Origin of the sequence: Aquabacter spiritensis, assembly GCF_004346185.1 — a bacterium.
Taxonomy (GTDB): domain Bacteria; phylum Pseudomonadota; class Alphaproteobacteria; order Rhizobiales; family Xanthobacteraceae; genus Aquabacter; species Aquabacter spiritensis.
Genome location: NZ_SMAI01000008.1, coordinates 108,716 through 122,604 on the forward strand (window position 1 = coordinate 108,716; position 13,889 = coordinate 122,604).

The 13,889-nt window shown below is 68.3% G+C and carries 9 protein-coding genes; 5 read left to right on the top strand and 4 right to left on the bottom strand.

Annotated features, from left to right (window positions below; all coding sequences use genetic code 11):
* Positions 1 to 17: 17 nt before the first annotated feature.
* Positions 18 to 2,474: a mechanosensitive ion channel family protein gene (locus EDC64_RS13690; RefSeq protein WP_132032230.1), complete on the bottom strand. Its 2,457-nt coding sequence runs from the start codon at positions 2,472 to 2,474 to the stop codon at positions 18 to 20.
* A gap of 403 nt (positions 2,475 to 2,877) precedes the next feature.
* Here EDC64_RS13690 and EDC64_RS13695 point away from each other — a divergent pair, with 403 nt between their 5' ends.
* Both EDC64_RS13695 and EDC64_RS13700 read left to right on the top strand, forming a co-directional pair.
* Entirely contained in the window at positions 2,878 to 3,306 is a 429-nt protein-coding gene (locus EDC64_RS13695; protein ID WP_132032232.1) for an Hsp20 family protein, read from the top strand.
* Positions 3,307 to 3,356: 50 nt separating this feature from the next.
* Positions 3,357 to 3,626 (top strand): BQ00720 family protein, encoded by a 270-nt coding sequence (locus EDC64_RS13700; protein ID WP_132032234.1) that lies wholly within the window; start codon positions 3,357 to 3,359, stop codon positions 3,624 to 3,626.
* A 42-nt stretch (positions 3,627 to 3,668) separates the two neighbouring features.
* Here EDC64_RS13700 and EDC64_RS13705 read toward each other — a convergent pair whose 3' ends face one another.
* Positions 3,669 to 4,616, bottom strand: coding sequence for a LysR family transcriptional regulator (locus EDC64_RS13705; RefSeq protein WP_132032236.1), 948 nt, complete (start codon positions 4,614 to 4,616; stop codon positions 3,669 to 3,671).
* A 172-nt stretch (positions 4,617 to 4,788) separates the two neighbouring features.
* On the opposite strand from EDC64_RS13705, the gene EDC64_RS13710 reads away from it, so the two are divergent.
* The 3 genes from EDC64_RS13710 (at position 4,789) to EDC64_RS13720 (ending at position 10,209) form a co-directional block, all read left to right on the top strand.
* A complete protein-coding gene (locus tag EDC64_RS13710) occupies positions 4,789 to 5,607 on the top strand; it encodes an alpha/beta hydrolase fold domain-containing protein (protein ID WP_245504698.1) in 819 nt (272 codons plus the stop codon).
* A 17-nt stretch (positions 5,608 to 5,624) separates the two neighbouring features.
* Positions 5,625 to 6,857, top strand: coding sequence for an efflux RND transporter periplasmic adaptor subunit (locus tag EDC64_RS13715; RefSeq protein ID WP_132032240.1), 1,233 nt, complete (start codon positions 5,625 to 5,627; stop codon positions 6,855 to 6,857).
* A 160-nt stretch (positions 6,858 to 7,017) separates the two neighbouring features.
* Positions 7,018 to 10,209 carry an efflux RND transporter permease subunit gene (locus tag EDC64_RS13720; protein ID WP_132032242.1) on the top strand — a complete coding sequence of 1,064 codons (3,192 nt, stop codon included), beginning with the start codon at positions 7,018 to 7,020 and terminating at the stop codon, positions 10,207 to 10,209.
* 19 nt (positions 10,210 to 10,228) lie between these two features.
* Here EDC64_RS13720 and EDC64_RS13725 read toward each other — a convergent pair whose 3' ends face one another.
* Together EDC64_RS13725 and EDC64_RS13730 are read right to left on the bottom strand one after the other, a co-directional pair.
* On the bottom strand, positions 10,229 to 11,350 hold the full coding sequence (locus tag EDC64_RS13725) for a hypothetical protein (RefSeq protein ID WP_132032244.1): 1,122 nt from the start codon (positions 11,348 to 11,350) through the stop codon (positions 10,229 to 10,231).
* Positions 11,347 to 13,866 carry a glycosyltransferase family 2 protein gene (locus tag EDC64_RS13730; RefSeq protein ID WP_207916068.1) on the bottom strand — a complete coding sequence of 840 codons (2,520 nt, stop codon included), beginning with the start codon at positions 13,864 to 13,866 and terminating at the stop codon, positions 11,347 to 11,349. Before EDC64_RS13730 ends, EDC64_RS13725 begins: the two co-directional genes overlap by 4 nt.
* Positions 13,867 to 13,889 lie beyond the last annotated feature (23 nt).

A 13,889-nucleotide genomic window follows, 5' to 3' on the forward strand; every position in this document is an offset into this window, starting at 1 on the left:
CGCCCCTGAGACGCCCCTCAGCGGGGCGTCTGCTCGTCGACCGCCGGGATGAGCGAGGTATCGTCCTCGCGCTCCCGGGCGCCGGGATGCTCCTCGATCATCGGCCCCGGCGCGCGCGCCGCGGCATCGAGGGCGGCCCGGCGGCGGCTCGGCGTCGGCGCCTCGGCGGCCGCCGCGTCGTTCGACAGGACGCGCACGGGCGGGGCATTGCCCTTCTTGTCGGTGCCGAAATAGAGCGTCGTGTGCGGAAACGGGATCTCGATCCCGCGGGCATCGAACGCCCCCTTGATGCGCCGGTAGAACTCGCGCTTCACGTTCCACTGGCCGAGCGGCCGGGTCTTGAAGCGGCCGCGCAGCCACACCCCCGAATCCTCCAGCGCCTCGACCCCCACCACCTCGAACGGCTCGACGATCGTCGCGGCCAGCGGCCCCTTCGTCGCCATGTCGGCGGCGACCTCCGCCATGAGCGCGAGCGCGTCGTCGATATTCTCGCGATAGGCCACCCGCACGTCGACCACGGCGAAGGCGAAATGCTTCGACATGTTCTTGATGGTCTGCACCTCGCTGAACGGGATCGAATGCACGTTGCCGTCGAAGTCGCGCAGATGCACGGTGCGGATCGAGATCTTCTCGACCAGCCCGCCATGGGAGCCAAGCTCGACCACGTCGCCGACCGAGACCGTATCCTCCAGCAGGATGAAGATGCCGGTGATGACATCCTTCACCAGGGTCTGGGCGCCGAACCCGATGGCGAGGCCGAGCACGCCGGCACCGGCGAGCAGCGGCGCGATATTGACCCCGAGCTCCGACAGCACGATGAGGCCGGCGATCGTCAGCAGGACGATGCGCAGCGCATTCTGCATGAAGGGCAGCAAGGTTTTCAGCCGGGTCGAATCCGGTCGCCGCCGGGCGGTCCGCTCGGCGAACGCGCTGGCGATCTCCCAGACGAACACCCCGATCAGCACCACGATCGAGATCGACACCACGCGCCCCAGGACCCCCTGCCCGCGCTCCGAGGCGAACCATTCGAACGGGGCGCCGCCCCACACCTCGACGATGACCAATGCGGCGACCAGGACCAGCACCGCCTGGCAGACGCGGCGCAGGGCCGGGAGATAGCGGTTCGCGCGTTCCTCCAGCAGCGGGTGCTCCACGACGGTCTCCGGACCGAGCCGGAAGATCGCGGCGAACACCCGGTCGAGCCCGTGCAGCACCAGGCGGAGAACCCCGATGGTGACGATCGAGAGCAGCGTGGCGCGGGCGAGATAGGCAAAGCCGCCCGGCATGTCGAGGACCCAGACCAGATAAGCGGCGACGATGTAGCCCAGCGCCAGAATGTGCCAGAAGTCCGCCGCGTGGCGCCGGAAGCGGGAGAAATTTCCCGGCGCCCCGTCCCGCCCGCGCAAAGCGTGGGCGACCGGCCGGCGCACCTGGAACACGAACACGATCGCCATGCCCGCCAGGAGCAGCGCGAGGAGGTCGCCGAGAAACAGATAGGCGGCCTGGGAGAGGCCGATGATCCAGAAGGTCCGCAGCAGGAAATAGCCGTAGATGCCGGTATTTGTGAAGCGCTTCAGCCACAGGAAGCTGTAGGCCGCGCTCTCGTCGGTGAGCGGCAGCAGGCGCAGGCCGGGCGTGCTCGGCGCGAGCAGCGCCCGGCCGCCGGCGATGACGATGCGGGCCAGCACGTTGGCATTGATGACCGTCACCACGGCGAGGCGCACCACGAAGCCCATATCGACGAGCGCCAGCGCCAGCACGCCGAACGCGGCGGCCGCGAAGGCCGCGATCGGCAGCACGTCCAGCAGAATGCGCACGATCACGAGCAGGAGACGGAGCGGCCAGAACCGGACCACCCGCCGCTCCACCGCCTCGCGCGGGCGGCGCAGAAGGAATTTGACGAGCCACTCCGCGGCCAGCGCCCCCAGCAGGACCGCCGCGACGGTGAAGACGGTGCGGGCGATTCGTTCGAGCGTCAGCGGGTCCGAAAGGCTGGCGGTCGCATATTCGATCTGCTCCGGCAGCCGCTCGATCTCGCCGACCATCGCCAGCACGCCCGCTGAAAGCGCACCGAGCGACTGCGTCACGTCCGCAAGCCAATCGTTGCGGGCCTCCGGTGCGGGCTCCCCGCCGGGCGCGACCCGCAGCAGGCTCCGCAGGTCGTCCATCAAGCGGGTGCGCGCGCCCTCGTCCGCGAGCGTGCCGAGCAGCCGCTCGACGCTGCGCCGCTCCGGTTCGGCGAGGGCCGCGGGCGGCGGCGCGGAGGGTGGAGGCGCGACGGGCGTCGCCGTCTGGGGCGGAGCGGACGGCACGGACGGCGTGGGAGCGCCTTCGCTCGGGGCTGCGGGAACGGGAGCCGTCGCGGCGGGATCGGTCTGGGCAGAAACGGTGAGCGGGGCGAGCGACCCGCCGAGCGCGACGAGGACCGCGAGGAGGAAGGAGAGGGCGAAGACGGGGACGCGGGGTGAACGCATGAAGCCGTTCCGTGTCTCGGCGCACATGGCGCCCGTTTGGCACAGCGGCACGGCCGGAACGTGCCGGACGCCCGCGCGGCGAGATCGGATCGGCCCGGAAACCTCGGATCCGTCCCGGACGATGCGCGAGAGCGGCGCCCTGCGTTCGGGGGACCTCTCGCGACGACGGCCCGCGCCCGCTCCCCGCTCTCGGCGGAGGGATCGGCGAAGCGCGGCCGTTGTTGCAACGTCCCGCCGACGCGTCAGGTTCCACCCCCGCCCCCTCCACCGGCTCTCCGCCCTTGCGTCGACCCCACCGCATTCCCATATCCGACTGCGAACGGGGCGCCTCATCGGGCCCCGCTCGGCAGGCCGGATAGGACTGCCGAAATCCCGCAAAGTCGCTTGATGAGGACTTTGGCTCATGTCGCGTATCTCTTCGCTGTCGAACCCGTTTCTTCTGGGTTTCGACGAGGTCGAGCGGGCGCTCGACCGTGTGACGAAAGCCGCCGAAGGCTATCCGCCCTATAATGTGGAGCGGATCGATCCCGAGGATGGGGAACCGTTACGCCTGCGCATCACGCTGGCGGTCGCGGGCTTCACCGAACAACAGCTGGACATCACGCTCGAGGAGAGGGAACTGACGATCCGCGGTCGCCAGACCGAGGAGCCCGGCAATCGCATCTTCCTTCACCGGGGGATCGCCGCCCGGCAGTTCCAGCGCACGTTCGTCCTCGCCGAAGGCATGAATGTGCTCGGCGCCGAACTGAAGAATGGGCTCTTGTCCATCGATCTCGCGCGGCCGGAGCCGACCCGGCAGGCCCGGCGCATCGACATCGTATCTCGTCCCTGACGGGATCCTTTGCCTTGGCGCTGAGTTTGCGGACAGAGAGGACGCAGATCATGATTGAAAAGATCGAAAACGACACCCAGAAGCCCACCATCTCTCCGGAGGCCCTCGCCGGGCTCGGCGGCGGCCAGATCGCCTATGTGCGAACCATCCGGTCCGAGGACGTCCAGCGGCTGTTCCCGCAGGCGCCGCAGATCGCGCCGGGCCTGACGCTGTTCACGCTGCACGCGGCGGACGGCACGCCCATCATGCTGACCGACAGCCGGGATGCCGCTTTGGCGAATGCGAGCGAGCATGCTCTGGTGACCGTCAGCGTCCACTGACGCGCCGCGACCCGCCGGGCCCCTCGCCCGGCGGCCCCGCCTTCACCGTGCGCCGCCTTCACCCCGCGCGAGCGTCGAGCGGCGCTGGATGAGATCGTGGTTGGCGAACAGCGCCGCGACCCAATCCACGAAAACCCGCAGCCGGGTCGAGAGGTGGCGGTTGGGCGGATAGACCACGAACAGCGGGAAGGTCTCGGTCTCCCACGCCGACAGCACGGGCACCAGCGCGCCGGAGGCGATGTGGGTCTGGACCATGAAGGTCGGCGCCTGGAGAAGGCCGAGGCCTGACAGCGCCGCCTCAATATACGCATTGCCCTCATTCACGGCGAGGCTGTACCGGCCTTCCACCTCGACCGTTTCGCCATCCTTGGCGAATTCCAGCGGCATAAGGCGGCCTGTGCGGGCGCTGAAATAGCGCACTGCCGGAAAACTCACCTCGAGATCGCGGGGATGCTCGGGCACGCCGTAGCGGGCGATGTAGGACGGGGCGGCGCATGTGATCATCTGGATTTCCGCCACGCGCCGGGCGACCAGAGACGGATCGATCAGTTCCCCGCCGCGCACGACGCAATCGACATTTTCTCCCACCATGTCCACGGCGCGGTCGGTCACGCCGAGATCGATGCGGATGTCGGGATAAAGGGCGAAGAAATCCGGCAGCGCGGGGATGAGGACCAGGATGGCCAGCGCCGTGCTGATGTCGACGCGCAGCCGGCCGCGGGGGCTCGCCTGCGACCGCGCCATGGAATTGTCCAGCTCATCCAGATCGTTCAGCAGCGCCAGCGCGCGCTCGTAATAGGCCGCGCCGTCGGGCGTGACGGTGACGCGGCGCGTCGTGCGGTTCAGCAGCTTGGTGCGCAGATGGGCTTCCAGCGTCTGCACATGCTTGGTGAGCGTGGGCTTGGGGATCGCCATGAGGTCCGCCGCCCGCGTGAAGGTCCCCGCCTCCACCACCCGCACAAAGGCACGCATCGCAGCAAGCTGGTCCATAATCCTGGCCTCGCCGGGGGTCCGCAGTGACTTATTATTTCCATACGTGAACAATGAAGTCACATTTGGCGGCTTTATTGTCAAAATTAGCAGAGCTATCCATGACGCACCGCACAAGGAAACGGCCTTCCCGACAGGTGTGACGATGGACATGGCATGGCGCGAGACACAGGTGGCGACAAGGCATTCCGGCCTCATGCCGCTGCGCGTCTATGGCGAAGGCGCAAGCGGGCCCGCCCGTGGCGCCGCGCGCCCCGTCGTGCTGCACCTGCATGGCGGTGCGTTCACCGGCGGCTCGCTCGATACGGGCGCTCTGATCGCCGAAATGCTCGTCGCCGCCGGTGCGGTGGTGGTGGCCGCGGCCTATCCCTGCGGGCCGGACCATCCCTTTCCCGCCCCGCTCGAAGCCGCCTATGACGCGCTCCTGTGGAGCTTCGCCGCGCGCGGGACCCTCGCGTCCAAGACGTCGCGGATCTATGTCGCCGGCGCGGAAGCGGGCGGCAACCTCGCCGCCGCGCTCGCGATGATGGCGCGCGACCAGCAGGCCCCGCCGCTGGCCGGCCAGATTCTCATCTCCCCCATGCTCGACCCGTGCCTCGCGACGCCGTCCTTGCGGATGGCGGAGGCCGGGCCGGTCGGCTGCAAATGGGCCGACGGCTGGCACGCTTATCTCGGCTCGGCGGACAAAGCGGGGCATCCCTACGCTTCGCCCGCCGCCGCGACCCGCCTCGGCCAGCTCGCTCCGGCACTGGTCATCACATCGGACGACGATCCGCTGCGCGACGAGGCGCTGGCCTATGCCACCCGGCTGCGCGCCGCCGGCACCGCCGCCCTGACGCATGTGGTGCCGGCCCCGACGGGCTGGCCCGACACGATGGAGGAGGACGGCACCTGTCCGTGCGTCACCGCCCTCCCCCCCGTGATCCGCGCCTTCTTCAGCCAAACACGAACCGGGCCTGCCAAGCGTCCGGCACCGTCCCCGACCCCCTGATCCCAGGATCGACCGCCATGACCGCCCAGACCCCATCCCCCTCCAAGCTGCGCCGGCTGATCGTTCCGGCCACCCTCGTTCTCCTGATCGGCGGGGGCCTCTCTTTGCCTTATCTTCTCCCGCTGACCCGCGCCGAAGCCGCCGACCCGGCGGCCCAGGCCGCCCCCGCCGCGGTGCCGGTCTCGGTCGCGACCGTGGAGGCGCGCGAGGCGCCGGTGTTCGACGACTTTTCGGGCCGGCTCGAAGCGGTGGAGCGCGTCGAGGTGCGCGCCCGCGTCGCCGGGGCGATCCAGTCGGTGCATTTCCGGGAAGGCGACCTGGTCCAGGCCGGCGCCCTTCTGATCACCGTCGATCCCGCGCCCTATCAGGCCGAGGTCGACCGCCTCCAGGCGCAGGTCGCCGCAGCGGAGGCGCGCCTCGCTCTGGCCAAAGCGGATCTCGACCGCGGCCAGCGCCTGTTCGACAGCCGCACCGTCTCCCAGCGCGACCTCGACGAACGGCTGAACGCCAGCAAGGAAGCGGCGGCGAACCTGAAGGCGGCCGAGGCCGCGCTCCGGGCCGCCGATCTCAGCCTGTCTTATACCGAGGTGCGTGCGCCGGTCGCCGGCCGGGTGGGCCGCCTCGAAATCACCGCCGGCAATCTGATCTCCGCCGGCCCCGGATCCCTGCCGCTGACCACCCTGGTCTCGGTGGACCCGGTCTATGCGGCCTTCAGCGCCGACGAGCAGGTGGTCACCCGCGCCCTCCGCAGCCTCGCCTCCCGCCCCGGCAAGTCCCTGCCGGTGGAGCGGATCCCGGTCGAGATGACGACCGCGATCGACGAGGACATGAGCGCCGGCCGCACCTATCAGGGTCAACTCCAGCTGATCGACAACCAGGTCGATCCCCGCACCGGCACCGTGCGGGTGCGCGCCGTGTTCGCGAATGTCGACGGGCGCCTGATCCCGGGCCAGTTCGTGCGGCTGCGCATGGGGCGCACCGATACCGCCAAAGCGCTGCTGATCACGGAACGCGCCGTCGGCACCGATCAGGACAAGAAGTTCGTCCTCGTCGTCGACGGCGACAACAAGGCCGCCTATCGCGAGGTTTCGCTGGGCGCCACGGTGAACGGGCTGCGCATCGTCAAAGCCGGCCTGCGGGCCGGTGAGCGGATCGTCGTCAACGGACTGCACCGGGTCAAGCCGGGTGCCACCCTCGATCCGCAGATGGTGGCGATGGAACCGATCCGCACCGCCGACGCGGCGCGCTGATCCCCCGCATTCCCCCGCTTTCGCGCGCCGCGCCGACCGCGCGCTTCGATCGCCTTCCCGCCGCGCCCGGATTGGGGCGCGGGCCTGTCTGCGCGCGCCGGGCGACCCATGGGGGCGTCGGGCGGGCCCGGCCCCACATGCCCCGCGAGGGGAGGATGCCATGAACATTTCGCGTTTCTTCATCGACCGGCCGATCTTTGCCGGTGTTCTCTCGACCCTGATCTTCCTCGCCGGCCTGTTGGCGCTGCGCATCATGCCGATCTCGGAATATCCGGAAGTCGTGCCGCCCCAGATCGTGGTGCGGGCGCAATATCCCGGCGCCAATCCCAAGGTCATCGCCGAGACGCTGGCGACGCCGATCGAGGAAGCGATCAACGGCGTCGAGGGCATGCTCTACATGTCGAGCCAGGCCACAACCGATGGCCTGATGACGCTCACCGTCACCTTCCGCCTCGGCACCGATCCGGACAAGGCCCAGCAACTGGTCCAGAACCGCGTCTCGCAGGCCGAGCCGCGTTTGCCCGAGGCGACCCGCCAGCTCGGCGTGACCACCGTGAAGTCGTCGCCCGACCTCATGCTGGTGGTCCACCTGCTCTCGCCCAATGGGCGTTACGACATGACCTATCTGCGCAATTACGCGGTCCTCAACGTCCGCGACCGGCTGGCGCGCATCGACGGGGTCGGACAGGTGCAGCTGTTCGGTTCGGGCGATTATTCCATGCGCGTCTGGCTCGACCCCCAGAAGGTCGCCGAGCACGGCCTCTCCGCCGCCGACGTGGTGAGCGAGATCCGCGCGCAGAACGTCCAGGCCGCGGCCGGCGTGGTCGGCGCCTCTCCCGGGCTTCCCGGCGTCGACCTCCAGCTCTCGGTGAACGCCCAAGGGCGGCTCCAGAGCGAGGAGGAGTTCGGCGACATCGTCGTCAAGAGCGGCGCCAATGGCGAAGTGGTGCGTCTGCGCGACGTCGCGCGGATCGAGCTCGGCGCGGCGGACTATGCGCTGCGTTCGCTGCTCGACAACAAATCGGCGGTCGCCGTTCCGGTGTTCCAGGCGCCCGGCTCCAACGCCATCCGCATCGCCGACGAAGTCCGCAGCGTGATGGCCGAGATCAAGCAGAACATGCCGGAGGGGGTCGATTACGAGATCGTCTACGACACCACCCAGTTCGTGCGCGCCTCGATCGACGCCGTCGTCCACACCTTGCTGGAGGCGGTCCTGCTGGTCGTCCTGGTGGTGATCCTATTCCTCCAGACCTGGCGCGCCTCGATCATCCCGCTTCTCGCCGTCCCGGTCTCGGTCGTCGGCACGTTCGCGGTGATGTATGTGTTCGGCTTCTCGATCAATGCTTTGACCTTGTTCGGTCTGGTCCTCGCCATCGGCATCGTGGTCGACGACGCGATCGTCGTGGTCGAGAATGTCGAGCGCAACATCGAGGGCGGGCTCTCGGCGCGCGACGCCACCTACAAGGCCATGCAGGAGGTGTCGGGGCCGATCGTCGCGATCGCTCTGGTGCTGGTCGCGGTGTTCGTGCCGCTCGCCTTCATCAGCGGCCTGACCGGCCAGTTCTACCGCCAATTCGCCCTCACCATCGCCATTTCCACGGTGATTTCGGCGATCAATTCTCTCACCTTGTCCCCCGCTTTGGCCGCGCTCCTCCTGAAGGGGCACGACGCGCCCAAGGACCGGCTGACCCGCGCCATGGACTTCAGCCTCGGCTGGCTGTTCCGCGGCTTCAATGCCGGCTTCGGCCTGGGCACCGCGGTTTATAGCGCCGGCCTGAAGGGCGTGGTCGGCCGCAAGGCGATGATGATGGTGGTCTATGTCGGCTTGCTGGCGCTGACCGGGGTCCTGTTCCGCAACGTGCCGCCGGGCTTCGTGCCGGCGCAGGACAAGCAATATCTGGTCGGCTTCGCACAATTGCCGGACGGCGCGACCCTCGACCGTACCGAGGCGGTGATCCGCCGGATGAGCGAGATCGCCCTCAAGCAGGAGGGCGTCGCCACCGCCATCGCCTTCCCCGGTTTGTCGATCAACGGCTTCACCAATTCCTCCAATTCCGGAATCGTCTTCGTCACGCTGAAGCCGTTCGAGGAGCGCACCCGCCCCGACCTCGCCGGCGGCGCCATCGCCATGCAGCTGAACGGCAAGTTCGCCGCGATCGAGGATGCGATGATCGCCATGTTCCCGCCGCCGCCGGTCCAGGGGCTCGGCACGATCGGCGGCTTCAAGCTGCAGATCGAGGACCGCGCCGGCCTCGGCTACGACGCGCTGAACGAGGCCACCCGCGCCTTCCTCGCCAAAGCGGCCCAGGCGCCGGAGCTCGCGGGCCTGTTCTCATCCTATCAGGTGAACGTGCCGCAGCTTTATGCCGATATCGACCGCACCAAAGCGCGCCAGCTCGGGGTTGCGGTGACCGACGTCTTCGACACGATGCAGATCTATCTCGGATCGATATATGTCAACGATTTCAATAAGTTCGGTCGCACCTACACGGTGCGGGTCCAGGCCGATGCGCCCTACCGCGCGCGCGCCGAGGATGTCGGCGTGCTCCAGGTCCGCTCAAGCAGCGGGGAAATGGTGCCGCTCTCCGCGCTGCTGAAGGTGCGGGAGGTGGCGGGGCCGGAACGCGCCATGCGCTATAATGGCTTTCTCACCGCGGACGTGAATGGCGGACCGGCGCCGGGCTATTCCTCCGGCGAGGCGCAGGCGGCGGTCGAACGCGTGGCCGCCGAAAGCCTGCCCAAGGGCTTCGCCTTCGAATGGACCGAGCTGACCTATCAGGACATTCTGGCGGGGAATTCGGGGGTGTGGGTCTTCCCGCTCGCGCTGTTCCTGGTCTTCCTGGTTCTGGCGGCACTCTATGAGAGCCTCGTTTTGCCGCTGTCGATCATCATGATCGTGCCCATGGGCCTTTTGGCGGCGATGACCGGCGTCTGGCTCACCGGCGGGGACAACAACGTCTTCACCCAGATCGGGCTCGTCGTGCTGGTCGGGCTCTCCGCCAAGAACGCCATCCTGATCGTGGAATTTGCACGCGAACTGGAATTCGCCGGCCGGACGCCGCTTCAGGCGGCGCTCGAGGCGAGCCGGCTGCGCCTGCGGCCGATCCTCATGACCTCGCTCGCCTTCATCATGGGCGTGGTGCCCCTGGTCGTGTCCGAGGGCGCCGGTGCCGAGATGCGCCACGCCATGGGCGTCGCCGTGTTTGCCGGCATGCTCGGCGTGACCGCCTTCGGCATCTTCCTGACGCCGGTCTTCTATGTCCTGCTGCGCCAGCTCTCGGGCAACCGGCCGCTGGCCCAGCACGGGGCACACGCCGCCACACCGGAGGCGGCGCGGCCCGACGTCGCGTGACGGGCGGACCCCGGCGCGGTCAGCGGACCGCGCCGGACGGCGGAGCCATGAACGGCAGGCGGGACAGGCGGCGCGGCGCGCCGCCGGTGCGCGAGGCCGCCGCGGCGCGGAGCACCGCGCTCAACGCGTCGCGATCGGCCGCTCCATCGCCGGATGCCAAGGCGGCGAGCGGCGCAAGGGGATCGGTCGCCGACCGTCCGGCCGCGGCGAACGCGGTCACGCCCGCGATCACCTGCGCACCGAAGCCAGCCGGATCCGCTTCCGCCCAGATCAAAGCAACCGTGCCGCGGGGGTCTTCATCATAGCCCGTCACCTCCGCCTTGCGGGGCGACAGGAGCAGATCCAGCACGGGGCGATGCGCCGCCAAGTCCGAGAGGCTCGGCCGACCTTTCGAACCGCGCCCCACGAAGCCCTTCAGAACAAGGTTGGACGGGCGCGGCGACGCGTCCGGTGCATCGAGAACGAAGGAGAGGCCGACGCAGTCCGCCCGGAAAAGGGTGTCCAAGAGGCCGGCGAGGATGGCGATGAGCGATCCGTCCCACCCCATGTCCACAAGGCCGACGCGAATGCCGGGCCGGACGCCCATACGATCCAGCCCCCGCATCAGGGCCCCGCGCGCGGCTTGACCCGATCGCAGGATCTGCCACCGGCAGACATGCAGCAGGCGATGCAGAAGGGCTCGATCCTGGAGCGTCAGCGCGCGGTCGTCCGGCAGGCCGAGATCGGCCATCACATGTTCGGCCGGGACCGGCACATTCAAGCGGAGAAGCACGTCCGCCGCACTCAGCCCTTCGAAATGGCCGGCAAAGGCATCGAGCCGCCGCGCGACGGTTCGGAAGTCGACCTCGGCGAGCGCACCGGTCATGCCGGTGACCGGGAGCTGGGCGTGGCGCGCGGCGGACCGCGGGGCGCCGGTCCGCAGCAGCGGCTCCAGGAGCGTGCAGGCCGGCGTCAGGAACAGAAGGAGATCCAGCGAGTCCCTGCGCGCCTCCTCCTCGATCCAGCGCAGATACGCGTCGGCGGCCGGACCAGCACAGGTTTCGCCGAGCCGAAACCCGAGCGCCCGCACGGCCTCCGCGTCCAGCGTTCCCGGGGGAGGAGCGTGCCCGCCGGCGTCGCCGTCCTGCATCGTCCGGCTCATCCCGGCACCCGGAACGTCATGTCGTTGGGATGCAGGTTCGGGCTGTAGAAAGGATCGCGCAGGTAGAAGTTCGGATGGGCCAGATCGAGGCGGCGCTTCTCCGCCTTCAGACGCGCGAATTTCTCGGCGCTCTTCAAATCGTCGCCCCGGCTCAGCGATTCGTGGTGCAGCAGTTCGACCGAGGAGCACACGACGTTGAACAGGCCCACTTCGACGAGGCGGAAGCACAGTTCAACATCGTTATAGGCCACCGGGAATGTTTCGTCGAAGCCGCCGATCCGCTCGAACTTCGCACGTTCGATCATCAGGCAGGCACCGGTCACGGCAATCCAGTTGTGCTCGACGAGATTGCGGGCGAAATAACCCGGCTCCCGCGCCTCGCAGTTCAAGAACGCATGGTTCGGGCCATCCGAGAGATTGAGCACACCACCGTGCTGGACCCGCAGCGTATCGGGATAGAGAAGTTTGGCACCGACCGCCCCGATATGGTCGCGCTGCGCGAATCCGCCCATGCGCTCCAGCCAGTCCGGCGAACGAACCTCGGTGTCGTCGTTCAGAAACAGCAGCAGCTCACCCTCGGCGTGGCGCACGCCGACATTGTTCAGCTCGGAGAAATTGAACGGCTTGTCGTGCCGGACCACCGTGATGCCCGGCAGGCGCCGCATCCGTTCGAGCGCGGAAAGCGTCGCCGGCTGCGAGGATCCGTTGTCGAGAATGACGATTTCGTAGCGGCGATAGGTGCTGCGGCCCCGGATTGATGCGATGCAGCGATCGAGCACCGCCTCATTGTCCTTCGTGGGAATGATGATGGAGACGAGCGGGGTGCCGACGAGGTCGTAGCGGACCCGGAAATAGCCCGGCAGGTCTTCGACCGGCTCGAGATCGCCGGCAAGCCCGCGACGTCTGAGGGCATCGAGACGCAGGGCGCGCGAGGCGGTCAGCGCGGCCGGCTTGGCATTGAAATCGGCCGCGGCCGAACTCGGAATCATCCGCCAGTGATACAGGATCTTCGGAATGTGCGCGATTTTGCGCGCCTGTTCGGTGATCCGGAGCACGAGATCCCAATCCTGCGACCCGTCATATTCGGATCGCAGCAGGCCGACTTCGTCCAGCAAGGCCCGCCGCACGCAGGAGACGTGGCACGTATACATCGTGCTCATCATCGTGTCGGGCGACCAGTCCGGCTTGAACAAGGGGGACACGAAGGCGCCGTCGGGGGCGATCTTGTCTTCGTCGCTATAGAGATAATCGGGGGACTCGCGGTGGATGCAGCGGGCGAGTTCGTAGAGACAATCCTCGGTCAGTTCGTCGTCATGGTCCAGAAAGACCACGTAATCGCCCTGCGCCACGGCGATGCCGGCATTGGTCGCGCCGGCAATGCCGCGATTGTCGTCGAGTTGGAGCTTAAGGATGCGCGGGTCGGAAAGCCGCGCCATCTCCGTCCGGACCTCGGGCTGCGGGCTCTTGTCGTCGACGAGGATCAGTTCCCAGTCGGGATACCATTGCGCATCGACCGAGGCGACGAGGCGACGGAACAGGTCCGGCGGCGTGTTGTAGAGCGGCACCACGATCGAAAACCGCGGCGGCGACGCCAGGTCCGCGCGCCAATCGTCGAAATCCTGCGGCTTGCGCGGTGGAACATAGGTATAGCCGGCGGGATCGATGGCGATTTCGTACCGTCCTGCCCGTGACGCCAAAGGCGCTCCCTCGGAGCGTGGAGAGGGTCGGAACGCCAGATAGCTGTCTGCGAACGCGCCGCGGCTCAGTGCGAAATAAGTCGCTGCGGCCCGGCGCACGGCTTGCGTATCTGCCGTCGCGCTGGTCCCGACCAGTCGGCGCAAGGTCCGCGTCCAGCGCGGACCGTCCGCACGCATGCGCGCCTTCCCGGCACCGGCTTGCGCCGCGAGGAAGTGCGCGAGCGGGGAGCCATCTGCTTCCAGATCCGGGTGGGCGGCCCGATAGGCGGCCGGGTCAAAGGCCGCATTGGGGCGGCGCCCCTCGGCCTCGCCGGCGAGGATATAATGCACCAGAGGGTTTTCTCCGCCGCGCGCAATGTCCTCGTACGTGCGCAGATAGAACCCGGAATCGAAGAACGGGTTCGGCTTGCATCCCTCGAACCCACCACGCAGCAGATAGTCGACGACCGGCTCGACCTGGGGGTTGTCGGGATGCTCGCGCCGGTAAAAGTCGCGGTCAAAAAAGCCCGACGCCTCCAAGAGGCGGCAGCGGATCGCCAGTTCGTCCGTGCTGTAACGGCGCAGGAGAAGGGCAAAAATGCCGCGCAAGCCGCGCCGAGCGGCGAGGAAGCGATGTTGCGCGAACCGCGTGACCACCGCGCGCCGGGCACGCTCCGTACTGGCCTCGGCGACGGCTTGGGCGAGCCGGCGCGACAGCGCCTCGCGTTCGGCCAGGTGCCAGGCATCGAAGGCCGCGCGCTCGGCCGCAAACTGTTCTTCCGCCGCGCGCAGGCCCTCCCGCAGCGCGGACAAGTCCTCTGCTGCCGAGGACGCGGACATTTCCGTCCCGTTTTGCGGCTTAT